Source organism: Odoribacter sp. AF15-53, assembly GCF_003479425.1.
Taxonomy (GTDB): Bacteria; Bacteroidota; Bacteroidia; order Bacteroidales; family Marinifilaceae; genus Butyricimonas.
The window spans coordinates 25,432-49,491 of the sequence record NZ_QUHC01000009.1 but is presented as its reverse complement, the minus strand read 5'-3'; the positions used below and the strand labels follow the sequence as shown (position 1 = coordinate 49,491).

The following is a 24,060-nucleotide window of genomic DNA, read 5'->3' as shown; positions in this document are numbered from 1 at the left end:
TTTAAATTGCAGATATAAATTTCATAATTTAAAATCTACAATTTAAAATTCAAAATATTATATATTATGCCTTTTCTCTACTACATATTACTTTCAGTTCTACTTCTCTCCGCCTGTCAGAGAGAAAAAAAGAGCAAAGAAAATCAAAACGCGGTCACATCAGTAGATAATGCAAAAAGTCGCAACACGGGTCCCAAGTACGTGAAAAGCGTGCAATTCGTTTACCCGATGAAATTCGACACCTGCCAGTTCAACGAGGAACTCAAAATAGTATACGCGAACAACAAGCATTATAAAATTGATTCCGCCCATTTGTTCTTCAACCAACAACAAATAGCCACTCTCGACAGTGCCACAAGAGAATACGTGTTCAAAATCCCTAAAGAAAAATGTGGAACCAACACGTTGAAAGTAATAGCGTTCCACCCGAACAATAAATGTGGTGTCGCCACCCAAACATTTATCGTGAAACCGGATAAGGCACCGAAATCCCTTTCATATCAACTGATAAAAACATACAAACACGACACGGACGCATCCACGCAAGGACTGGTATATATTGACGGGATCATCTACGAAGGGACCGGGATCAAAGGTCACTCCTCCCTACGTAAAATTGATCTGGAAAGCAACAAAACCTTAGCTACCTTAGGCTTGGACAACCAATATTTCGGGGAAGGTATCACCGTTTATAAAGATAAGATTTATCAACTCACGTGGACTTCCCAAAAAGCATTCGTGTATGATCTCGCTTCATTCACGCTTTTAACGACATTTGATTATGCCATGCGGGAAGGCTGGGGACTCACGACCATGAACGACAAACTGGCGATGAGTGACGGTTCCCACAACCTGTACCACTTGGATCCGGAACTCTTTAGCGTGATCAAAACCGTGGAAGTATACGACAACAAAGGTCCGGTAGTCCACTTGAATGAACTCGAATATATCAACGGATATATTTGGGCCAACGAATGGCTCACGGACCGGATCGTGGTGATCGACCCGCAATCCGGAGAAGTCGTACAGGAGTTACTACTCCCGAACCTGCTCACTGCGGCCGAAAAAGCTAAACTGGATCAAAATGACGACGTGTTGAACGGTATCGCGTACAACGAAAAGAAGGGCACGATTTACGTTACAGGAAAACACTGGCCGAAGTTGTTTGAAATAAAAACATATTAATTTTAAATTCTAAAAAAAGTTATGGTTGACGTAAAAATCGAGCCCTCTTGGAAAGAACTCTTAAAAGATGAATTTGAGAAACCTTATTTCTCCGAATTGATTCAATTTGTAAAGAACGAGTACAAGACCACCAGAATTTACCCCCCGGGAAAACTCATTTTCAACGCATTCGACCATTGTCCTGCCGACCAGACCAAGGTCGTGATTCTCGGTCAAGACCCTTATCACGGTCCCGGGCAGGCACACGGGCTTTGCTTCTCCGTCCCGGAAGGCATCGAGCAACCGCCTTCATTACAAAATATCTTCAAAGAGATAAATAACGATCTCGGTCACCCGATCCCCACCTCCGGCAACCTGGAACGCTGGGCAGAACAAGGCGTGCTTCTGTTAAACGCCACCCTAACCGTAAGAGCCCATCAAGCCGGATCACACCAAAACAAAGGTTGGGAAACCTTCACGGACGCAGTCATCAAAGCGATATCCGAGCAAAAAGAACACCTCGTGTTCTTCCTGTGGGGATCATACGCCCAACGCAAAGGAGCCTTCATCAACCCGCAGCGACATTTGGTGTTGAAATCCGTTCACCCTTCACCACTATCGGCTAACCGGGGTGGCTGGTTCGGGAATCACCAGTTCAGCCAAGCAAATACCTATTTGAAATCTCACGGCTTAAAAGAAATAGAGTGGTAAAACACTCTATTTTTTACCCGTGAGATTTCAAATCACAAGTTCATCTTTCCCTAACTTGTAACCCGCAACCTGCAGAGCCGTAGGCTCAACCTGCAACTTGAAAATTCTCCGAGTTTTCAATCTCCGCAAACGTTTGAAATTTTTATCCGGATTCCTTGCAAATCTTTATTTTTAATATATAACTTTGATGCACGAAATATAAATATAACAGCTATGGTTAATTACAAAGACTTAGGACTGGTTAATTCCAGAGAAATGTTCAAGAAAGCAATGGAAGGCAAATACGCCATACCGGCTTTTAATTTCAATAACATGGAGCAAATGCAAGCCATCGTTGCAGCTTGCGTGGAGACAAAATCTCCTGTTATATTACAAGTATCCAGTGGTGCCCGCAAATATGCCAACCAAACGATTTTGCGTTACATGGCACAAGGTGCGGTAGAATATGCCAAAGAACTCGGATGCAATATCCCGATCTGTCTTCACTTGGACCATGGCGACACTTATGAACTGTGCGTGTCTTGTATCGAAATGGGCTTCTCATCCGTGATGATCGACGGATCGGCTCTTCCTTACGAAGAAAACGTGGCATTAACCAAGAAAGTTGTTGAATACGCTCACAAATATGATGTTACCGTAGAAGGAGAACTTGGAGTGCTGGCCGGAATTGAAGATGACGTTGTTGCCGCTGCAAGCGTTTACACTAGCCCGGATTTGGTAGAAGATTTCGTGAAGAAAACCGGAGTTGACTCGTTAGCCATCTCGATCGGTACTTCTCACGGGGCAAACAAGTTCAAACCGGAACAATGTACCCGGAACGCAGACGGAATTCTCGTTCCTCCCCCATTACGTTTCGACATCCTCGAAGAAATCGAAAGAAGAATTCCCGGATTCCCGATCGTTCTTCACGGATCATCTTCCGTACCTCAGGACAAAGTCGCCACGATCAATAAATATGGCGGTGCGTTAAAAGACGCCGTGGGTATCCCCGAAGAACAATTACGCAAAGCAGCCACTTCTGCCGTTTGCAAAATCAATATCGACTCTGACGGTCGTCTTGCCATGACCGCAGCCGTTCGTGAAGTATTTGCAACGAAACCTGCAGAATTTGACCCGCGTAAGTATCTCGGCCCCGCCAGAGAGGCTTTAAAAGAATTGTACAAGCACAAAACGATTAACGTTTTGGGAAGTGCGAATAGGGTAGAATAAAAAAAAGGGGCTTAATAAGCCCCTTTTCTTTGAAAAAACATTAACTTTGCGCCCTATTTGGATTTAATACCATAGGAGCAAGATGCAGAAAATTAGAAACATCGCGATTATCGCGCACGTTGACCACGGGAAAACCACATTGGTCGACAAGATGATTTTTCAAGGAAACTTATTCAGAGAAACAGAAAATACGGGTGATCTATTGCTGGATAATAACGACCTGGAGAGAGAAAGAGGGATCACCATCCTAGCCAAGAACGTCTCAGTTCATTATAAAGATTATAAAATCAATATTATTGACACCCCGGGCCACGCCGATTTCGGAGGAGAGGTTGAACGCGTGTTAAACATGGCTGACGGAGTATTATTGCTGGTTGATGCTTTTGAAGGCACCATGCCTCAAACGCGTTTCGTGCTTCAAAAAGCACTTGCCTTGGGCAAGAAACCGATTGTAGTCGTGAACAAAGTCGATAAAACGAACTGTCGTCCCGACTTCGTGTACGAACAGGTATTTGACTTGATGTTCTCGTTAGACGCCACGGAAGAACAATTAGATTTTACCGTAGTCTACGGTAGTGCCAAACAAGGTTGGATGTCCACAGACTGGCACAAACCCACGACAGACATCACCCCGTTGCTTGATGCGATCATCAAAGATATCCCGGAACCCAAAGTACAGGAAGGGACTCCACAGATGTTAATAACTTCACTGGAATATTCCTCTTACGTGGGACGAATCGCTATCGGGAAGTTGACCCGCGGGACATTAAAATCCGGGATGCCCGTCACGCTGTGTAAAAGAGACGGTGTCACCTTCGTGAAGACAAGAATTAAAGACCTCATGACCTTCGAGGGAATGGGAAAACAAAAAGTGGAAGAAGTCCAATGCGGTGAAATCTGTGCCCTTGTCGGAATTGAGGGATTCGAGATTGGTGATACCATCGCTGACTTCGAGAACCCGGAAGCCTTGGCTCCTATTGCCATTGATGAACCGACCATGAGCATGTTGTTCACCATTAACGACTCCCCCTTCTTCGGACGAGACGGGAAATACGTGACCTCCCGCCACATCAAAGAGCGATTGGATCGGGAATTGGAGAAAAACCTCGCCTTACGGGTTGAACCGGGCCAGTCTGCCGATTCTTTCATCGTGTTCGGACGTGGTGTACTTCATTTAAGCGTGCTAATCGAAACCATGCGCCGTGAAGGTTACGAATTACAAGTAGGACAACCGAAAGTTATTATTAAAGAGATAAACGGGGTTAAATGCGAGCCCGTTGAAGAATTAACCATCGACCTACCGGAAGAAGTATCCGGTAAAGCTATCGAGATGGTTAACCGCCGGAAAGGAGTCATGACGAACATGGAACATCGTAACGAGCGGGTACACCTGACCTTTGATATTCCCTCCAGAGGAATCATCGGTTTAAGAAGCAACCTTTTAACCGCCACTGCGGGAGAGGCGGTTATCGCCCACCGTTTAAAAGGTTTCGAACCCTACGCCGGGGATATCGAAATGCGTACCAACGGTTCGCTGATTGCCATGGAAACGGGAGATTCATTCGCCTACGCGATCAATAAACTACAGGATCGGGGCAAATTCTTTATCACCCCGGGAGACGAGGTATATGCAGGACAAGTGATCGGGGAAAGTACCCGTCAAGATGATATCGTGATCAACGTTTGCAAATCCAAAAAATTGACAAACATGCGAGCCAGCGGTTCCGACGAGAAAACAAATATCGCCCCACCTATCCTGTTCAGCCTGGAAGAAGCTCTCGAATATATCAAAGAGGATGAGTACGTGGAAGTAACCCCCAAAGCGATGCGCCTCCGCAAGATTTATCTCGACGAGAACGAAAGAAAGAGAAGAAACAAAACCATAGAATAGGGATCTCGATACAAGTCCCTGTTTATTGAAATAACTACCTCCTACACAGGAGGTAGTTATTTTTTTATCCTTACCATTATTCAAAAATAAATTGTATCTTTGTTGAGAGTATCGCAAACAAGCTACAAATGGAACAGAAAGACAGGTACATTCGTTTTGATTGGGCTATCAAACGATTGTTACGAAACAAAGCCAACTTCGGGGTCCTTGAAGGACTTCTTACCGTGTTACTCGGTAAGGGAATCCATATTATTGATATTCTCGAAAGCGAGGGAAACCAGCAAAGCGGTGACGACAAGTTTAACCGAGTGGATATCAAGGCCCGGAACAGCGAGGACGAAATCATTCTCGTCGAGGTACAAATCACCCGTGAAATTTATTTTCTTGAACGTATCCTTTATGGTGTAGCGAAAGCGATCACTGAACATATCGAGTTAGGAGATGTATACTCGGAGGTGAAAAAAGTGTACTCTATCAGTATTCTTTACTTCGATATAGGTAAAGGTGACGACTACTTGTACCATGGTCAGAATTCATTTGTCGGCGTGCATACAGGCGACTTGCTTCAAGTAACGACCAAGGAAAAAGATGCCATCGTGCGTAGACTACCATCGGAAATTTTTCCCGAGTATTTCCTAATCCGGGTGAACGAATTCAACAAGGTTGCGGTCACCCCGTTAGAAGAGTGGATCGACTATCTTAAAAGCGGTCACATCCGCCCCGATACGCAGGCTCCCGGCCTGGCAGAAGCCCGTCAGAAGTTGATCTATTACAACATGGATAAGACCGAACGTGAAGCTTATGACCGTCATGTCGATGCTATCATGATCCAGAACGACGTGTTGGGCACCGCCAAATTCGAAGGATTAATGGAAGGAAGAATGGAGGGAAGAGAAGAGGGAAGAGAAGAAGGAAGAGAAGAAGGAAGAATGGAGGGAAGAATAGAAGGAGAGAAAAAGAAGCAACTGGAGATCGCCCGAACAATGAAAACGGATGGTATATCAACAGATGTAATAGCTAAATACACGGGAGTATCTCCGACTGAAATAGAAGCGTTATAATTTATCCAGTGAAATCCGGATATTATTTCATACCTTTACAGGATAGTACGTGTTACTTAAAAACCAGGTCATGAAAAGAAAAAAACAAACTTCCGAAAAAGAAACCGTGCTCACCACGGAGAAGAAACTACGGAATGTACGTACATGCCTGTATGTTCTAATCCTTGCCGCGATCACCAAAATAGCCATGACAGATTTTTACGAAGTCTCCTATCGCCCGTGGCTCAACGTGATCATCATGTTTTTGATCATCTTCCTTGTTCTTGCCGTGGAAAAAGGTTTACGCAAGAAACTGAAGGAAGAGAAAGAAAAAGACGAGGAAATATGGGAATAACCCGCCTTATTTTCTCGGGACGGTAAACCAAAACCTAGAACCTCGTCCCTCCTCCGATTCCACCCCGATCTGTCCTTTCCACTTTTCCACGATCGTGGAACAAATCGAAAGCCCCAGCCCGGTGCCCTGTTTAAAGGAATCCAACTTCACGAAGCGCTGGAATATAGCGGCCTGTTTCTCTTGTGGTATACCCGTTCCCGTGTCTTCCACGAAGAAATAAACCTCGCTCTCCCGGACCACGTACCCGAAATGAATGTACCCCCGCGTGGTAAATTTCAAAGCATTATTCAAGAAATTACATATAATCTGGCTCAACCTGTTCTTGTCCACGAGCAGGAAATGCAAACCCGTCTGTCTACCCACCAATTTAATCTCCACGTCCTCCGGGGCTTTCAAGACATACAGAGCCTCGATACCGGATAACAACAATTCCACGTCCACCTTCTCCGGGATAAAATCCAACACCCCGGCCTCGATCTTCGAAAGGTCAAGGATATCATTTATCAACTGAAGCAACAAATCCGTATTCGTACGGATCAGTTTCATGTACTCGTCCCGGGCTTCCTTGTCCGTATCCTCCTCCATCGTGAGTAATTCCGAGAATCCCACGATAGCATTCAACGGGGTACGAATCTCATGAGACATGTTAGCAATAAAAGCAGACTTCAACCGGTCTGACTCCTCCGCTTTCGCCCGGGCCTTCACGAGAACCGTGTTATCAATCCACACCATCATGTAGCCCAACGGGCCTCCCTGTTCATCTTTCAACTCCTTGATATGAACGGTGAAATAACAATTCGATTCCCGGTTAGAATGTACCTGATGCAATCGCAGCCAAGCCTCTGGGGCAAACTCGTATTCCATCACCAGTTGTCCCTCCTTATCCAAGACAGCCCATCCTTCATCCGTGATAAATCGCAAGGAATATAACGACAAGCCAAAAAGTTCTTCCCGATTTTCGACCCCGATCATCTTCAGGAAATGATCGTTTATCTCCTGCACGATACCTTTAGAGTCGAACAGGCAAATAGCTAACGACATATTCTTGTAAAGATAACCGAATCGCAACTCGCTCTCCTTCTGCAAGGCCGTTGAACGGAAATGCGCGATACCGATACAAAGCACGTGGATCAAGGTCATGATATACAACTTGTCTTGCTCGGTCCAATTCTTCCTTTTCCTCACGAAATCCACCCCGACAAACCCCCACGTCCGGTTCCCGGAATGCAAGGGAGCTAACAACACGGATTGTATCCCCTGATCGGCCAGCACCCGCCACTCCTCTTCGGACATCTTCTTCCGCGCACCCGTCCAATCATCTTCAATCACCATCCTCTCATTCAGGAACGTGCTATAAATATAAGGGACACTACTTAACGGGATGCCCTGCAAATTTCCCTTTTGGGAAGCGATACCTTCAGCTACAATCTCGTACGTGTTATCACAATACTGTTCTGCACGGTCAAATTCAAAAATATAAGCCCGATCGGCATGATATTCATTTATCATCCGCAACAACATCCGATCCACCGCTTCCTTCTCCGTCTTAGCCTGAAGAAAAATCTCCAATATCTCGGATACATGCTTCTGGTTATTCAAAGAAACCGTCAAGCTATCACTCACCCCCTCCAACGACAACAAATACCTCTTGGTTCGATAGAAATAAAAAGCAATCATCAACAGCAACACGAACAACAACGCCCCGATCAAAACCTCAACCAGCAGTGTCCGGTGTTTTTCCCAGACAGAATGAGGAAACCCGAAATACGTGATCGGCCCTTGCAAGACAGACGCATCCAATCCATACTCGATCACCAGCGACTTGTTCAGATGCACGCCGAAATCTTTCCCCGCCGACGCGAGAGGGATATCCTGCGGGGATTCTCCCTCCAGCAAACGAACGGCAATATCCGCCAAACTCTGCCCGTAATTCACGGAAGAGGTATAACAACCTCCCATAGACCAGCTTCTCTTGCCACCCCAATCGGAAAGCGTGAACACGGGTTTCTCTCCCAATTCCAGTATCTTGGCATTCACGGCATCAAATTCCGTCGTGTGCCCCTCCATATCCTGGAGCCAGGAGGCTAACAAAATACCCGAATCCTCCGGCAAAGACTGCAATCTCTTGTAAAGAGAATCCGTCGTCATAAAACGCCCGTCCAATGCAATATAGTTCAATTCGGGATGATCTTTCGGGATAAATCTATTAGCTAATAACGTAGAAAATATACCAAAAAAGCAATTATCACCAATAACAACAACATTCTTCATATCGGGAAACAACCGTTTCATCATATCGACCGTCCCGCTCACGCCAACCCGCTCGGTAAGCCCGGTAGCATTATACCGTTCACACAACTCTGCCGTCTCGATAAAATCGTTCACCGTCAAATCCCGCTTGTTCACGTATCGATCAAAATCTATTCCCCAATCTTTCACCCCGGCCAACAACACTTTGACATCCCCCCATTGCCCGGAATAAGCCTTGCGATAGGCCATCCAAGCCTCGTCGGCAATCAACACGACCAGTTTAGGCGGCTGGGAAGCATGATTCTTTATGATCAGGCGCATCGTCTCCAACCACGTTTCCGGTGAAGAAAAACGATCACAATTCAGGTACTCGCTATAAATACTCACGGACTTCACCTCCTTCGCGACTCCCACACGAAAAGCGTTCTCGATCACTTTAGGCCAAGGATACCGGCTGCTGTACGAACTAATCACAAGAATATAATCATCCGATTCCCTCTCTTCCGCAAAAAGATTCGTTCCAAAAAATAATAATAAGACGACAGCAACATACTTCATATCGTAATCCTGATTTGAGTACCATAATCCACGTCATCCGTGAAAGCTTGGTTAAAATTATATTTCCCGGCATATATCAAAGCCGCACGAATCGTTCCCCCGTGAGTGAACACGCATACTTTCCGGTATCCCGAATCCTTCAAATCATCCAAAAAAGCCGAAACCCGGTTATATTGTTCCAAGAAACTTTCCGCACCACCTGCCGGGATACTCAACCAGTCATCGTACCATTCCCGTAACCGGGGGTCCTGAATCTCATCCCAACGTTGACCTTCCCAGCTCCCGAAATTCAACTCTTTCAGCCGATCATCCAGAACCGGGTTCTCGTACCCGCAATAAACGGCCAGCTTCCGACACCGTTGTAACGGGCTGGAATAAATTGCATCAAATCGTTCCCCCTCCAATCTCACCCGTACTCTTTCCGCCTCTTCAGGGAAAGACCCGGCAACATCAACATCTGAATTCCCGTAACACGTCCCGGGAACCACGGCCGTTCTCGTATGTCTGATCAAAAACACATCCATATAGTAATCTTTTACTTTGTAAAAATCGCCTTTTTTTCAATATATAACTAAGATTTTGCCAACAAATTTATACTTTTGACATGATTAAGCGTGTTTTACCTAAAAAAACAACATGAAAACTTCTTTCATCATATACGTTTCTTGCGTCCTCCTAGCACTTTCATGCAAAGACCAGCATTTCACGGGTTACGCCCATCAACTGGCCAACGGGAAATGGGGTTACATCAACGAGCGAGGCGAGGACATCATCCCCCACAAATTCGACCACGCCCACGATTTCAGCGAAGCCCTGGCCGCCGTGCGAATGGGAAACAAATTCGGGTACATCAACACCTCGGGCGACATTGTCATCCCCTTGAAATACGAAACGGCCGAAGCCTTTAAAAACGGGTTGGCGAAAGTCTCCTCCCAAGGACTTTACGGGATCATATCCACGGAAGGAAAAGAACTGGTGCCCCGCATTTACGATGAAATCGGGACCATTTCCGGTGACTCGATCATCAAAGCCCGGAAGCAAAACCGCTACGGCTACATCACCCTTTCCAACAAAATCGTCATTCCTTTTCTTTACCAGGAAATCGGGACATTCGACTCCACGGGCATTGCGACCGCCAAAAGAGAAAATAAACTCGGGTTCATTAACCAGAAAGGGAAGGAAATACTCCCCTGCGAATATGACGAAATCCGGGAATTCGGCCCGACCCTTTACCGGGTAACCCGTGACACGCTCCACGGGCTGATCAACCCCTCACGCCAAGAGATCGTTCCTTGTGAATACCAGTCATTAACCTTCTGCGACGGTAACGGAGTACTTTTCGCCGGACAACTCATCCGCATGGAAAAGAACGGGAAATACGGCCTCATGAACGGGGATGGCCGGGAATTAACCGAGTGTAAATACGACCGGATCGAGGATTTCCAGAATTTCAAAACAGCATCGGTCAAGCTCAACGGACTATACGGCTACATGAATCGTTCCGGCCAAGAAATCATCGCCCCGGAATACGACGCCATACAAGATTTCGGCAACGGATTATTCCGTGTTAAATCAAAGAATACCTATGGACTTGTTGACAGCACCGGGGGCGAATTACTCGCTTGCAAATACAGTTCTATCGGACAACTCGGCAACAACCTCTACCGCTTCGCCCAAGACAACCGCTACGGCCTAACCAATCAAAAAGGGGAAGTCATCCTGCCATGCAAATACAAAGACATCTACTGGTTGAACCAGAACGAGAAAATCCTCCTCATCATGGACGATGAATTCATGGTCGGACTACGCGACGGCAAAGGACAGGAAATCATACCATGCAAGTACACCTACATCGGAGAACTCTCTCCCGAAGGATACGCTATCGTTCGGAGCGAGAAATTGGAAGGCTACATTGACAGAACAGGAAAAGAAATCGTTCCCTGCAAATACAAAACCGTCTACCCCATAGAAGAAGACGGCACGTTACAAGTTCAACAGACAGACGGACACATCGTCCGTATAAAGATCAACACCCCATCCGACGCTATTTAAACTTGACTCTCACCAGATAAGCCGAGGGCTTTTGCAGGGAAGACAAGGCAATTTGTCCCAGTATCCGTTTCAGTAGAGGGTCTTGGGTATTCATCATAAGCTCTTGCGTTGCAGGTTCCACGATCGTGTAAAAACAAGTATCGTCCGCGGCGAAAAAATGAATCTCCATTTCAGGGTCTCCCTTCCAGCAAACCCCGGAATTTCCCTCTCTAGGGTATAAATAATTATACAGCGTTGCCCCCGGACCACAACTAGCGAAATAAAGCGCTTGGGCCGTTTCACAAAAATAAATCGGCATCTTATAATAATCCGCCCTCAAGTAATCCGACAATGCAAGCACCTCATTCACTTTCCCGTATGAATCAGGAATCCCCTTATCCCCGAAATCGACCGTGTACGCCTTTTTTAACACGCCTTTCTCATCTACCCGGTAACAAGCGTTATCCCCTCCTTGCGTCCGGATCAGATAGGTATTACCCCGTGACTGTGACACGAGAAAAGCATTCACCGTGTAACCGACCTGAGGAACCGAACTCTCCAATTTCTGGCCTTCCCGACCAAATCGAGTTAACATCGGCACTCCCGTTTTAAAATGATTCGTACCGGGATTCGGTACTTGATAATAATAAAAACCACCATCCGGGGCCGGGGCGATCGCTTCAAACGATCGTAACGGCTTATTCATCGGAAGACGTTCAACCTCTCGCCCGTCTTCAAGATCAAAAAACACGACTTCACTATCCCCGTGAGCAAACAACAATCTTTTCCGATCCACGCTAATACACGCATCCTGATGAAAAGCACACTCCTCGCCCTTGTCATATTTCATCGAGAACCAATACTTACCACTGTCATCAAAACACAAAACCTCGCTACCATACACGAGCAAGAAATCCCCTTTCGGGGTAATCAATAATTTCTTCTGAAACCACTCCTGCGACCGCGGATCAAAATGACGTTGCAAAGGAATAGCCTTCACCTCTTCAATCCGGTCATTCAAATCCGTCACCGGGGTACATTGTTCCAACGGATGCAATACCCGAACCTGTTCCTGTGCTGAAAGCGCATGGCCCCAGAATCCCAAGCAACAAAAGCAAAAACAGACAACAATTGATTTCATTTTCATAAGTCGTTTTGGTATTCTACAAAGATACAAAGAACTCGCAAAAAAACGGCAAAATTTGGATAAATAAAGTAAGTGTTTGGTATTGAGGAGAGTTAAGCCAAATTCTTCTATACCTTTCCAAATCGCTAAAATGCAGGATAATGAAAGGTTAAGAGAAAGATTTGCTACTTATCCGTTGCCTTTTTTAGCCCCGGATAATCCGGCAAAATAACGCTTAACCACCTGCGGTTTTACCGTTCACCATGCAAAGAACCCTATATTTTGCCCGTAAAGATAACCGTTTTTTTCCGTTTTTCATGGAAATACAGGTTATGTTACCGGCATCCGGGGTTTTATTCTTTGTTCCGCTATAATTTTCATAACTGTAAATAACTCTATATCAAGTAATTTTGCAACATAAAAAAAATAGAGTTATGAAACAGACGGATGTAACGGTTACGTTCTACCTCAAAAAGAGCGAAATGAATGACGAGGGACATTGCCCGGTCATGGCGAAACTTGCCGTCGGCAAATTTTCAGAAGCGGCTTTTAGTGCGAAAATGTCCGTACCCGCTGCACTGTGGGCATCCGGACGTGCCACGGGTAAAAGTAACGCCGCGCGGGAAATCAACCGGCAACTGGACGATTTGCGAGCTTCAGCCATTTCCATTTATGACGAACTGTCAGCCACCCGTGAGAATGTAACGGCTGAAGAAATAAGGAATCTGTTGTTGGGGACGGCTTTCGGGCAGGAAACCCTGTTGGGTTATTTCCGGACGTTCATCGAACATTTCGAAAAACGTGTCGGCGTGAACCGGGAAAAGGGAACAGCACAATCTTACCGCTATGCTTGTAACTGTGTGGCTGCTTTCATCCAGGAGAAATACAAGTTGTCGGATGTTCCTTTCACGGCCCTGAACCGTTCATTCATCGACAACTATGACCTCTACCTACGCACGGAGCGCCGCTTTGCCCTGGGAACTATCGTGTTGCTTGTCACACGGTTGAACACGATTGTCGGGGAAGCCATCGCGGAAGGGATTATCACTGCCGACCCGTTCGCGGGGTATGAAGCCGAACATCCCGAGCGGGAACAGAAATACCTTACCGCCGCAGAGTTACAACGGCTGATGACCACACCCCTGCACGACCCGAAACTCTACCATATCCGCGACCTGTTCCTCTTCTCCTGCTACACGGGTATCCCTTACGGGGACATGTGCCGCCTGACGACGGAGGATCTGGAAGTGGCCGAGGACGGTGAGGTATGGATCAAGACCGCCCGCAAGAAGACGAAAATCGACTATGAAGTGCCGTTGCTCGACATACCGTTGCTCATCCTCGACAAGTACCGGGATATGGCCCCGGAAGGAAAACTGCTGCCGATGTACAGCAACAACGAACTCAACCGGACACTGAAACGTATTGCCGCCATTTGCGGAATTGAACGGAAGCTCGTCTTTCACTGCGGACGCCATACCTACGCCACCGAGATCACACTTTCGCATGGTGTCCCGCTTGAAACCGTCAGTAAAATGCTGGGGCATAGCCGCATTTCCACGACGCAGATTTACGCCAAAGTGACCGATGACAAGATCGACATGGATACCCGGTCTTTAGAGGAAAAGATTGCCGGCCGCTTCTCCGTAGCTATTTAATCTATCATTGACAATCAAATTCACAACGATTATGGAAACGAATAATAAAGAGATAAAACGCCGCAGCACGTTCTCCCTGCTGTTCTACATCAACCGCACGAAAGTCCGCAAGGACGGAACATGTAAATTGTTATGCAAGGTAAGCATCGACGCCAAGTCGGCCCCGATCAATATCAACGCGTTTGTCGATCCATCGCTTTGGAATCCGGAAACCAAAAGGGCGAACGGACGAAGCGAGAACGCCCGAACGGTAAACCAGGCAATAGAGAAACTGACCGAAAAAATCACCGGACATTACCGTCATATTCGTAAAAGCCTCGGTTTCGTGACGGCCGAGCTGGTCAAAAACGCCGTGGAAGGAATCGGGCAGAAACCGTTCACCCTCCTTGCCTTGTTCCGCGAGCATAACGAGGAGTTCCGCAAGCGTATCGGCGTGGATCGCAAGGAAGAAACTTATGAAAGTTACGAGAACTCCTATAATATTTTAGCCTCCTTCGTGAAAAAAAGGAAGGAAAAGGAGGATGTAGCGTTGCGGAGCCTTGACCGGGAGTTCTACGATGATTTTGAAATATTCCTGCGTACAGATCGTGAAATGAAACCCAAGACAGTACACGAGCATCTTTACCGGTTGAAAAAAATGACCAAGCGGGCTGTCAGTCAGGGTACACTCCGGCGCGACCCTTACGGGAAGCTGCACCCGGAACTGCCCCGGCGCAAGAGCCGCCATTTGAAACTCGAAGACCTCAAAAAACTGATGGAAACTCCCGTCGGTAAACCCAACCTCCAGCGGGTGCGGGACTGGTTTCTCTTCGCTACCTTCACGGGGTTGTCCTACGCCGACCTGAAACGCTTGTCCGAAAAAGACATCACGCAGTCGGACGACGGAACGTACTGGATACACATCCGGCGCCAGAAGACCGAAACGCCCTCGGCCATCCGCCTGCTGAACGTGCCGTTGCAGATCATCGAGAAATACCGCCACGAGCGTAAAAGCGACAGGATTTTCAACCTCTATTGCCGGGGGTATCTCATCAAGCTCACCAGAGAACTGGGACGGACATACGGCTTCGACATGACCTTTCACAAGGCGAGGCACAATTTCGGGACACATATCACGCTCTCGCTGGGTGTGCCTATCGAAACTGTCAGCCGCATGATGGGACACAAGAGCATTTCCACCACGCAGATTTACGCCAAAGTGACCGACCGCAAGGTGGACGAGGACATGAAACGTCTGAAAGAACAGACCAAAGGCCGGAAAATAAATCTCTACGAGGAGGACGAACCGGAAACGGCAGATATTATAACGGTAAACGGTTGAACAGTATAACAAAAATTGATAAATTTGTATGACTATGACGACAAGAGAACCTATCAGCATTGAAAACGGGCGGGTGGAAATCCACACGCCGGAGAACCGTGTATGGCTCACGCGCCACCAGATTGCCGACCTGTTCGGAGTCTTCGTTCCTGCCGTGGGGAGCAACATCCGCTCCATACTCAAAAGCGGCATACTCCGTGAGGAGCGGGTTTACCGCCGGGAGCGCAACCGTGACGGCGGTATTGTCGAGCTGTATTCGCTCGAAATGATCGCCGCGCTGGCTTTCCGCTTAAAATCCGGGAATGCCGAAGCCTTCCGACGGTGGCTTGTCCGAAGGGCCACGACGACCGCCGTCGTCTGGCAGCTCCCCGGCATGAACACGATATTGAACTGAAAAAGAAGAACGGCCGTGATGGCCGTTCTTCTTTTATACCCATTCCTGTCCCCCGATACATTTCTTCCGGGAATCTTCCAGAAATTTCTGTATCTCGGATTCCATGTATAGTACCTTGCCCTGAATCAAATAATAGGGAATGATCCGCGCCGTGCGGTATTCCTGCAATGTACGCCTGCTGATTTTCAGCAGCCGGGACAATTCCTCGTCGGTGACGAACCGCTCTCCCTTGAGTGTCCGGCCTCCGGAGGATTCCAGTTTATCCAGTGCCTTGCCGGCCTTTTCCAAACGCCGGAAGAGATCCGCCACACGCGGATCGTGCTTGTCGATGAAATAATGGCTCATAACGCGGCGGTATTAGGATAGTGCGACGATTGCAGCAGTTTCCCGACATCTTCCGGTTTGTAGAAGATTTTGTGACGGATGCGGCTGAAAGGCAGCAACCCTTTCTCCCGGTAGGTTTGCAGGGTACGTTTCGATATACCCAGCACGTCACAGACATCCTGGTTGTCCAGCCATTTTTTCAAACTCACGTCCTCTTGCCTGCGGCATAACGCCTCGGCTTTTCTTTCAATGGCTTCCACGTGCCCTGCCAGCGCGTCGAAAGCCTTCACGTCCATACTTATTATTTCCATGTTCTGTTTCATTTTTTGTTTCCCGGATGCCCAAAAGTACACAAATGGACAGTATCTTGTTATCAGCCAGTGGCATATGGACGTATCCGTCTTAAAAGTGGCAGCGAGTGGCGCCACGTCCGGCGGAAACGATCCTCCGCCGATACGGGATCGGCACGCTCCGATACGCCAATCGCCCGTGAAAGGAAATGTTCGCGGGCGATTTATCATTCCATGCAGGGTGAGCCGTGAACCGACTTTCGCGAGCGTTCACGGCATATCGTTTTCTCCCCGTTTCTCTCCCATAACCTTTTCCTCTCTTTTTTTTCATGCCGCGGAGCGCGGTATGGAAATCTGTTGTCAGTAGCAAAGGTAGTTACGGGGCTCACGCTGCTGCAAGATCGGGCCGCGGGGCGGTTTGCCGCAAAATCTTCCTCTTTCCCTGCGGGCGAGCGTATTTTCCGACAAAATCTTGCAGCAGCTATCCCCGACACCTTTTGATGCTACCGAAACAGATTCCATCCATACCGGCTCCGCTACGGCATAAAAAAAAAGTCAAAGGTTATGAGAAACGAAGAGAAAAATAAATGGAAACAGAAATCCTCCAACCTTCCACTTGGCATAAAGGCAAAGGTCGGGTTGGCGGTAAAGGTCGGGGCGGTGGCTTTGGGCTTCCACGTGTGGGGTATCGACTTTATTTGGGTCGTTTTGGGCTTCACGTTCTGTTATGACATCCTGCGGGGCATTTTCTCCTGCCTTGTTTCTCTCGTGGCTCTAACCGGCTTTTTCTATTTCCTATTCACTCACATCTTCTAAATTATTACAGGTATGACAAAGTACATTTCATTATTCGGAGCGACTACCACGGACACACGGGTGCAGGTAGTCAAGGAAAACCAGGTAATCATCGGTATCGGTGCGGGTGCGAGCAGAAAGCGTTACGTCGTTTACAAGGTGGAACACACCGCCCGTGGCTACGTGTACCACATGGTCGATACCGAAACAAAGGAAATCAGCCAAACGGACATTCTGCGACCCCTCTCGCAAACATTCGGTATCGGCAGGTACTACGACGACGTGAACCCCGAGTTCATGGACGCTTTCGAGGTGGCTTTGCTCGTGGGGCAGGCGGAAGAGCAAGCCACGGCGCAGGCCATCGCCGCCGCCAAAGAGAAAGCCGAGCATGACCGCATAGCGGAAATAGGAGCGCAGAGGTTACGCCGCATCATGCCCGAAGGGGTGCAGGGCGTAATCATCGCCGAACTCAACGAAACGGAATACACTGACCCCTCTTACGAGTGTTCGACCACCCGAAGCGTGCGTACCGTCATTCTCGGCTTTTCGGCCACCTCCCGCAACGGCTTCGGGGAGTTGAGAAAGGCGGCGGCCAATTTCCCGCAAACGGCGCACCTCTCCGAATACGACCCCAAGAACGAACACCGCTATCCCGTTTTCACGCTCGGCAAAAGTCCGAAATACGGGTGGAGTGTCTGCAAACTGACCCACTACACACGTGAAGGGTACATCGACAGGCTGGCATATATCGCAGGAAACGAGGAGAATATATGTCTGCCCGAGCCGAAAGACGAAAAACGGGCGGAACGCACTGAAACGAGCGTGCAAGGCGGGTTTATCATCGTGGACTATTCCGAGAAGGCGATAGCCGTATTCGGGGACACCAAGCCCGTCAAGGACGCCCTTCACGCACTCGGGGGACGCTTCAACGCACGGCTGACGCATGACGGGCAGAAGAGAGCGGGATGGATTTTCCAAAAGACCAAAGAGGACGAGGTGCGGCGGCTTCTCGGAAAGGACGAATAAATGTTGAACACGGGGCGGCTCGCCGCCCCACAATACCAAAAAATCATGGCACAAGGAACAGATTATTTCAAACTGACGATACAGAACTATCTCGACGCACGGGCACGGGAGGACGAACTTTTCGCACCCCGATACGCCAACCCGAAAAAGAACATTGACGATTGCTGCACTTTCATCATCAACCAAGTACGGCAGAGCGGTTGCAACGGGTTTGCCGACGAGGAAATATACTCTATGGCACTCCACTATTACGACGAGGAGGACATCGACATCGGCAAACCCGTCAGTTGCAAGGTAGTGGTCAATCACACCGTTGAACTGACCGAGGAGGAAAAAGCCGAGGCACGGCGGAACGCCATACGGAAGGCCGAGAGCGAAGCCTACGCCAAGTTGGCGAAAGCCAAGTCCAAACCCAAGAAAATCGAAGATAACAAACTAATGCCCAGTCTATTTTAGTTATGAAACCGAGAACAAAATTCCAACAGAGCGTTGTGGCGGCAAGTAAACACCTGCCGCCGCTTACCCCCGCACAAATCGAATGGGGGTACAAGAACTGCATCGAGCATATCGGACGCCGCACGCCGAAAGGACTTATCACCTGCACCGAGTGCGGCCACACGTGGCAGAGCGAAAACGGAGAACTCACGGACAATCTGTTAGGGTGCGAGTGTCCGCACTGCCACACCCCGCTGAAAGTGGAAACCACCCTGCGCCGCAAGTTCAACGATTACGAGTATTTGTGCATCGTAACCCGCTGCAAGGGTTTTCAAGTCCTGCGCTTCGTCTATATCGAGTGTTGGGCGAAAGTGGGACAGACGCCCGTTTACACCCATATCGAAGCCGTACAGCGGTGGATTGCCCCCGACGGACGCTCCGCAACCTTCGCACGGCTGCGCCCGATGGGCTTCTTCGTTCACGGGTGGAGTTGGTCGAGCGCATTGGAACTGCGGGCGGAGAACGACGGGAAATACAACATCACGCCCACACGCATCTATCCCCGACAACGGCTTATCCCCGAACTGCGCCGAAGCGGCTACGGTAAACAACTCCCCGATGTAACCCCTTTCGACCTTATCCACCTGCTGCTCTCGGAGAACAAGGCCGAAACGCTGCTTAAAGCGGGACAAACGGCACTCGTGCGATTTTTCGCCCGTTCCTCCCGCAATATCGCAGACTATTGGCCGGCCATCCGTATCGCCATCCGTAACGGGTACGCTATCGGGAAACCGACGGAATGGTGCGACTACATCGACCTGCTGCGATTTTTCGGGAAAGACCTGCATAACGCCCATTTCGTGTGTCCCGCAGACCTGCCCGCAGCGCATGACCTCTACATGGCAAAAAAACGGCGGCACATGCAAATGGAACGGCGGCAGGAGGAACGGCGCAAGGCGTTGGAACAGGAAGCCTCGTTTGTCGAAGCCAAAGGGCGGTTTTTCGGAGTGGAGTTTTCCGACGGGGAAATCTGCATCAAGGTATTGGACAGCGTTGAAGCCATACGGCAGGAGGGCGAGGCCATGCACCATTGCGTGTTTACCAACGAATACTATCTGAAAGCCGACTCGCTCATACTCTCGGCCACAATCGACGGCAAACGTATCGAAACGATAGAGGTGTCCCTAAAACGCATGGAGGTCGTGCAGAGCCGTGGCGTGTGTAACAAGAATACCCCATACCACGGGCAAATACTGAAACTGATGAAGGGGAACATGTCCCTTATACGGAAACGAATGACAGCATAAAAATCGGGGCGGCGAAAGCCGCCCGCAAAAACAAAATAGAATGAACCAAATAGCATATAAATTCGTGTCGTGGGACGTTCCCGCACTCGAAAGCCTTGCAGGCTCAAAAGCGTACATATTACGCAAACGGCTCAATGACGGGGGAACGCTCACCCGTGAGGAGAAAGACTGGATTACCCGTGAGGTAAACCATAACACCTATTTCAAGGACTCCATTCCGCTTTTAGGGTATCGTTTCAACTTTGTCGATGTACTGAAAACATTCGTGGTAAAGCAGTACGGGCATTACACGGAATACAAGGGCGTGGACAAGACGAGCATACGCTCCATGTTGTACGGCAGAGTGGAAAGGATTGTCGAATTATAAAATCGGGGCGGCGAAAGCCGCCCTACAAAAAAAAATATAACAATGAAAATCATCTATAAAAGCTACATGGCACGCCCGCTCAAACCCTTCGGGGAGTGGGATTGGGAAGTTCGGGAAGCAGTCAAGACGGCCCTTGCGCTCGTCGAGGGGAAAAACGGGTTCAAAACCCATTCCGAGATATGGCGAAGGTGCAACCTCGTCATTACCGTGGGACACAACATCTACACCACGAGTATCGAGATACGACCACCCGAGCAGGACGTGATACGCCGCAGGAGCAACTGGCATAACGGCTACGCCTACTACTGCAACGGCGTGTTCTGGGCGAACATGAGCAGGGTTAGAGTGGAACTTGTCTGATTAAAAAATTTCGGGGCGGCAAAAGCCGCCCGTAAAAAGCGAGAATATGAAAACGAATGAAGTAAACAAGGAAATCTCCTATGAAACGCTGCTCGTAACCTTCGGCGAGGGTATCGGGCGGCTCAACACCATGTTCGACGACCCGCAGGTGTGGGGCGTTGCCACGCTGAAGCAGTGGATCGACGGGTATGAAACTACGCGCTTCACCGAAATCGACGACCGAACGGCGGTTATCACATCCGAATACAACATGGACAGCGTGAAGGAATGGCTGCAAAAGAACACACCGATTATCAACCTGGAAAAACGATAAAATCATGCGCAAGTACAAATTATTCATCGGCTACCGGCTGCTGGGAGAGTTTTCCGGTATATGGGAAGCCAAAAATTTCGCCGCTGAAAGCGGCATGAGCGGAATTTTCTCGCTCGTGGGAGAAAATTACCGGGACAGTTGGTACGAACCAAAAAAACAGGACAAGAATGGAAACAAAGATTAAAGACATCACGGGAGCGGAAATAACCGTTACCGACTTAAAAGAGGCGGTACGCCAATGCCGGGAGTGCCTCGCAAGTCCCTACCTGATGCCCTCGGGGCATACCGTGGGGGAAAACCATGCCTACATGTTGCGGCAACTGCTCGCCCTGCAAAGGCGGAAACGGGAACACGGCAGGCAACGGCCGTGAAAATACGACGCGAAAAAAATCGGACGATAACCGTCCGATTTTTTTGTTTCCCGTCAATCGACCGCCGTATGGTCGCCCAGCTTCCCGTGCAGTTCACGCCCGATATGTCCGGCAATGCCACGGGGAGAAATTTCAGAGATTGAACCCCACCCGCCATGCGTGTATATGCACGTCTTGAGCGGTTCGGTACGGGAAAGGTAGAACAGATAGCCGTTGCGGAGCAGGATGCCCACAAACACCGAGCCGACCTCGATGTCGGCGATCTCGTCAAAACGTATCTTCCCGTCATTGTATAATACTGCCGTGCCATCCGCATCGGGAATGACGAACAGATCGTCTTCCATGACAATCCCGTGCAACTCGATTAGCGACCCCAGGCATTCACTCGCCGATACCCGGTCGTAATCACCCTTTACCTCATTTGTCGATTTCGTTTCCATATCGCTTTTCTTTAGGTTCAGACAAATACCATACGAAAAAGGCGTGAGAATACGTTAAATACCGGCATTGAGGTACAGCCAAGCACCCATCCACTCGATAGATAATTTCTCCCCACGCCGCTATCGCATACGCTTGACGCATATAGACACGACGATGAAGAAGAGAACTACCCATTATTTTGCGAGCGGATTAAAATTTGGCTGTTTTCAATGCCCCACCATAATGTGTTCCTTCCGTATGTAAATCGCCCGGCGGCACGCCGCCGGAGGATTCGATTGCAAATATAACGATTTCATTCGGGTATCGGCGACAACACGTGCGATTTTTAACAACCTTCCTGCCAAAGAACTACCCGCCGTCCTACAATTTCGGCCCCCGGGCGGGTTTGCGGGGCGCGACCTTCGGCTGCGCCTTCTTCTCCCTGGGCGGTTCGACGATCCGCAGTTTGAGTTTCTCCGTCTTACGGTCGTAACGCACCTCGCAGCAGTCAATCTCACCCGCAACCGACGTCCACACGTTGTTCACACGCACCGCGCCGCCCGAGTAGAGGGTCTTGTATTGTTCGTATTCGAGCGGCTGCCGCAATTTCGCGTCCACCTGACGGTGGAACGAGTAGATATTACGTCCCTTTGCTATTTCGTCGGGAACGTAAACCCGCAACTCGGGATGGGCGGCCTCGGCATAGAGGCACAGATCCGCCGTGCGAAGCTCCCTCGGAACCCACTGGATCATCCTCGGGTCGCCCCGCACGGCCGTATCGGCCACGAGCGGCGTGATGGCCCTCTGGGGAATGTCGTACAGCACCCCCGCATCCTTGCGAACGGCCTCCAACGCCACCTCCTCCGTTACAAGCCGGCGGTTCAGGTGCAGGACACTCATCAACCGGTGTATCTGCTGCGGGTCGTCCTGCTCGCGGAACACCTGCAAGACCAGGGCGGGGTCGCTCAACGCGCTGATAACCGAGAAATCGGTTTTGTCCTTCCCGTAGGTACGCTCGAAAGCCTCCCGGCTCATCTCCGGCGTCCGGGCTTCGCGGGGGACGCCTTTCAGGTTTTGCGGGTTCTCCCGCACCAGGCTCATGTATAGATCCGGGCTTTTCATGCTCTCGGGCAGGTGGGCGATGGCATAGGGACTGCGCCGTATGGCCTCCATGCACAACTCCGGCGTTTTCCACTTCTCGGGGACATATTGCAGGTAGCTCCCGTCGTGCCCGACGGCCCGGCGGCACATCTCCTCGTTCTTGGCGTGGTCGGGAAGGTTGTAGAACAGCTCCGGCTCCAGGGCGAAAATTTCCCGGGCCACCCTCGGCGTGAGGAACCAGGGGTTCATGTTCTCCAAAAAATCGAAGGTCTTATCGTAATTCGTGCAATAGAACCCCAACACTTTCAGGTGTATCTCCTCGAAGGGGATATAGCGGAGGACACGCAGGTCGTCGGTACGGGCCAACGCCCGGTTGCAGACCTCCGGCGTGAGCTGTTCGGGGTTGAAAAAGCGGATGGCCAGGGGATCGCGCTCCAGCGCCATCCCGCACAGACGGTCGGTTTTCAGATGTTTCGGAACGTACTCCAGTGCCAGGTAGTTCGAGGACACGGCGGCCTCGCAGACCCGTTCCGTGCGTAATTCCTCCGGCACTTCATGGAGCAGGATGCCGTCCCCGCTGACGGCACGCAGGCAGACTGCCTCCGTGCGCAGTTCCACCGGCACGAGCGAAAGGCAGGACGCGTCCATCCCCACGCCGTGAAGGGCCAGTTCCCCGGTCATGACCTCCGGGGCAATGGAGGCGAAAATCTCGAACTTGTCCACGAACGACATCCCGAATTTTTTCAGCCCTTCCAGGCATATATCGGGATACGGAATGTAAGGGAGTATCTTGTAATCGGCACTGTCCACCGCTTTCAACGCCGCACGGCATATTTGCGGCGTCCTCAATTCCCCGGGGACGGCCTCCAGCACCAGACCGTTGCGCTTCACGGCCGCCATGCACAGTTCGGGGGTCTTCAACCCCTCCGGAACGTAATACAGCGCGTAGCTGTTGCTATCGACGGCGGCACGGCACATTTTCGGTGTCTTCAGACGGTCAGGGACGAATTTCAGTGTTTCGCCCCGGTGGCCGGCCGCGGCAAGACAAAGTTCCGGCGTTTTCATCGCTTCGGGAACGAACTCGATGTTGAAAGCCGATTTCTTGATGGCGAAACGGCAGACTTCCGCCGTTTTCCGATCCTCGGGCAGCGTCTCGAAAAGGTTCTCGCGCCACGGGTTCTCGTACACCCCCGTATCGAGATAGGCTATATCTATTCTCTCTTGCTCTGTCATGGTTTTCAGT

At 49.5% G+C, this 24,060-nt stretch carries 27 protein-coding genes; 19 read left to right on the top strand and 8 right to left on the bottom strand.

The features are described from left to right. The first annotated feature begins 66 nt into the window (after positions 1-66). From DWW52_RS16310 to DWW52_RS16285, 6 genes are all read left to right on the top strand, one after another. Positions 67-1,185 carry a glutaminyl-peptide cyclotransferase gene (locus tag DWW52_RS16310; RefSeq protein ID WP_118716534.1) on the top strand — a complete coding sequence of 373 codons (1,119 nt, stop codon included), beginning with the start codon at positions 67-69 and terminating at the stop codon, positions 1,183-1,185. A 21-nt stretch (positions 1,186-1,206) separates the two neighbouring features. After that, positions 1,207-1,875 (top strand): uracil-DNA glycosylase, encoded by a 669-nt coding sequence (gene ung / locus DWW52_RS16305; protein ID WP_118716533.1) that lies wholly within the window; start codon positions 1,207-1,209, stop codon positions 1,873-1,875. Positions 1,876-2,088: 213 nt separating this feature from the next. Continuing rightward, a complete protein-coding gene (locus DWW52_RS16300; protein ID WP_118716532.1) occupies positions 2,089-3,084 on the top strand; it encodes a class II fructose-bisphosphate aldolase in 996 nt (331 codons plus the stop codon). An 82-nt stretch (positions 3,085-3,166) separates the two neighbouring features. Beyond that, a complete protein-coding gene (typA, locus tag DWW52_RS16295; protein WP_118716531.1) occupies positions 3,167-4,975 on the top strand; it encodes a translational GTPase TypA in 1,809 nt (602 codons plus the stop codon). Between the two features lie 128 nt (positions 4,976-5,103). After that, complete coding sequence (locus DWW52_RS16290) at positions 5,104-6,036, top strand: PD-(D/E)XK nuclease family transposase (RefSeq protein ID WP_118716530.1); 933 nt, start codon at positions 5,104-5,106, stop codon at positions 6,034-6,036. A gap of 70 nt (positions 6,037-6,106) precedes the next feature. Then, complete coding sequence (locus DWW52_RS16285) at positions 6,107-6,370, top strand: hypothetical protein (RefSeq protein ID WP_118716529.1); 264 nt, start codon at positions 6,107-6,109, stop codon at positions 6,368-6,370. Between the two features lie 6 nt (positions 6,371-6,376). Here DWW52_RS16285 and DWW52_RS16280 read toward each other — a convergent pair whose 3' ends face one another. Both DWW52_RS16280 and cobC read right to left on the bottom strand, forming a co-directional pair. Beyond that, a complete protein-coding gene (locus DWW52_RS16280; RefSeq protein WP_233556945.1) occupies positions 6,377-9,178 on the bottom strand; it encodes an ATP-binding protein in 2,802 nt (933 codons plus the stop codon). Further along, on the bottom strand, positions 9,175-9,702 hold the full coding sequence (cobC, locus tag DWW52_RS16275) for an alpha-ribazole phosphatase (protein WP_118716528.1): 528 nt from the start codon (positions 9,700-9,702) through the stop codon (positions 9,175-9,177). Before cobC ends, DWW52_RS16280 begins: the two co-directional genes overlap by 4 nt. A gap of 112 nt (positions 9,703-9,814) precedes the next feature. On the opposite strand from cobC, the gene DWW52_RS16270 reads away from it, so the two are divergent. Beyond that, positions 9,815-11,230: a WG repeat-containing protein gene (locus DWW52_RS16270; protein ID WP_118716527.1), complete on the top strand. Its 1,416-nt coding sequence runs from the start codon at positions 9,815-9,817 to the stop codon at positions 11,228-11,230. Here DWW52_RS16270 and DWW52_RS16265 read toward each other — a convergent pair. Beyond that, entirely contained in the window at positions 11,223-12,350 is a 1,128-nt protein-coding gene (locus DWW52_RS16265) for a hypothetical protein (RefSeq protein WP_148315389.1), read from the bottom strand. The two genes, DWW52_RS16270 and DWW52_RS16265, sit on opposite strands and share 8 nt — an antisense overlap. 419 nt (positions 12,351-12,769) lie before the next feature. On the opposite strand from DWW52_RS16265, the gene DWW52_RS16260 reads away from it, so the two are divergent. The 3 genes from DWW52_RS16260 to DWW52_RS16250 are packed head-to-tail and all read left to right on the top strand — an operon-like array spanning position 12,770 to position 15,708. Continuing rightward, positions 12,770-13,993 carry a site-specific integrase gene (locus tag DWW52_RS16260; protein WP_007486356.1) on the top strand — a complete coding sequence of 408 codons (1,224 nt, stop codon included), beginning with the start codon at positions 12,770-12,772 and terminating at the stop codon, positions 13,991-13,993. Between the two features lie 31 nt (positions 13,994-14,024). Then, positions 14,025-15,314, top strand: coding sequence for a site-specific integrase (locus DWW52_RS16255; RefSeq protein ID WP_118418063.1), 1,290 nt, complete (start codon positions 14,025-14,027; stop codon positions 15,312-15,314). A 28-nt stretch (positions 15,315-15,342) separates the two neighbouring features. Then, a complete protein-coding gene (locus tag DWW52_RS16250; protein WP_007559043.1) occupies positions 15,343-15,708 on the top strand; it encodes a hypothetical protein in 366 nt (121 codons plus the stop codon). Between the two features lie 33 nt (positions 15,709-15,741). On the opposite strand, the gene DWW52_RS16245 is transcribed toward DWW52_RS16250, so the two are convergent. The 3 genes from DWW52_RS16245 to DWW52_RS21130 form a co-directional block, all read right to left on the bottom strand. Further along, positions 15,742-16,053, bottom strand: a complete 312-nt coding sequence (locus DWW52_RS16245; protein ID WP_004295430.1) for a helix-turn-helix domain-containing protein — start codon at positions 16,051-16,053, stop codon at positions 15,742-15,744. Further along, entirely contained in the window at positions 16,050-16,343 is a 294-nt protein-coding gene (locus tag DWW52_RS16240) for a helix-turn-helix domain-containing protein (protein WP_004319131.1), read from the bottom strand. Before DWW52_RS16240 ends, DWW52_RS16245 begins: the two co-directional genes overlap by 4 nt. Positions 16,344-16,434: 91 nt before the next feature. Beyond that, a complete protein-coding gene (locus DWW52_RS21130; protein ID WP_173023375.1) occupies positions 16,435-16,653 on the bottom strand; it encodes a hypothetical protein in 219 nt (72 codons plus the stop codon). A 233-nt stretch (positions 16,654-16,886) separates the two neighbouring features. Here DWW52_RS21130 and DWW52_RS16230 point away from each other — a divergent pair, with 233 nt between their 5' ends. From DWW52_RS16230 to DWW52_RS16190, 9 genes are read left to right on the top strand one after another with little or no spacing between them, the layout of a single operon-like run. Further along, positions 16,887-17,138, top strand: coding sequence for a hypothetical protein (locus tag DWW52_RS16230; RefSeq protein ID WP_004303766.1), 252 nt, complete (start codon positions 16,887-16,889; stop codon positions 17,136-17,138). Between the two features lie 12 nt (positions 17,139-17,150). Beyond that, positions 17,151-18,143, top strand: a complete 993-nt coding sequence (locus DWW52_RS16225) for a hypothetical protein (RefSeq protein ID WP_007559037.1) — start codon at positions 17,151-17,153, stop codon at positions 18,141-18,143. 45 nt (positions 18,144-18,188) lie between these two features. Beyond that, positions 18,189-18,599, top strand: coding sequence for a PcfK-like family protein (locus DWW52_RS16220; protein ID WP_009132163.1), 411 nt, complete (start codon positions 18,189-18,191; stop codon positions 18,597-18,599). Positions 18,600-18,601: 2 nt separating this feature from the next. Continuing rightward, the gene (locus DWW52_RS16215) at positions 18,602-19,885 is read left to right on the top strand and encodes a PcfJ domain-containing protein (protein ID WP_017141505.1); all 1,284 of its coding nucleotides are present in this window, start codon (positions 18,602-18,604) and stop codon (positions 19,883-19,885) included. Between the two features lie 40 nt (positions 19,886-19,925). After that, a complete protein-coding gene (locus DWW52_RS16210) occupies positions 19,926-20,252 on the top strand; it encodes a hypothetical protein (protein WP_004295437.1) in 327 nt (108 codons plus the stop codon). A gap of 42 nt (positions 20,253-20,294) precedes the next feature. After that, positions 20,295-20,612: a hypothetical protein gene (locus DWW52_RS16205; RefSeq protein ID WP_004295436.1), complete on the top strand. Its 318-nt coding sequence runs from the start codon at positions 20,295-20,297 to the stop codon at positions 20,610-20,612. 46 nt (positions 20,613-20,658) lie between these two features. Beyond that, positions 20,659-20,925, top strand: a complete 267-nt coding sequence (locus tag DWW52_RS16200) for a hypothetical protein (protein WP_004295438.1) — start codon at positions 20,659-20,661, stop codon at positions 20,923-20,925. A 4-nt stretch (positions 20,926-20,929) separates the two neighbouring features. Then, the gene (locus tag DWW52_RS16195) at positions 20,930-21,109 is read left to right on the top strand and encodes a hypothetical protein (protein WP_004295439.1); all 180 of its coding nucleotides are present in this window, start codon (positions 20,930-20,932) and stop codon (positions 21,107-21,109) included. Then, positions 21,093-21,296 (top strand): hypothetical protein, encoded by a 204-nt coding sequence (locus DWW52_RS16190; protein WP_004295440.1) that lies wholly within the window; start codon positions 21,093-21,095, stop codon positions 21,294-21,296. The genes DWW52_RS16195 and DWW52_RS16190 overlap by 17 nt, the downstream gene beginning before the upstream one ends. A 53-nt stretch (positions 21,297-21,349) precedes the next feature. On the opposite strand, the gene DWW52_RS16185 is transcribed toward DWW52_RS16190, so the two are convergent. Further along, positions 21,350-21,736 (bottom strand): hypothetical protein, encoded by a 387-nt coding sequence (locus DWW52_RS16185; RefSeq protein WP_004295441.1) that lies wholly within the window; start codon positions 21,734-21,736, stop codon positions 21,350-21,352. A gap of 361 nt (positions 21,737-22,097) precedes the next feature. Beyond that, positions 22,098-24,050, bottom strand: coding sequence for a DUF4116 domain-containing protein (locus tag DWW52_RS16175; protein ID WP_074784395.1), 1,953 nt, complete (start codon positions 24,048-24,050; stop codon positions 22,098-22,100). Positions 24,051-24,060: the final 10 nt, after the last annotated feature.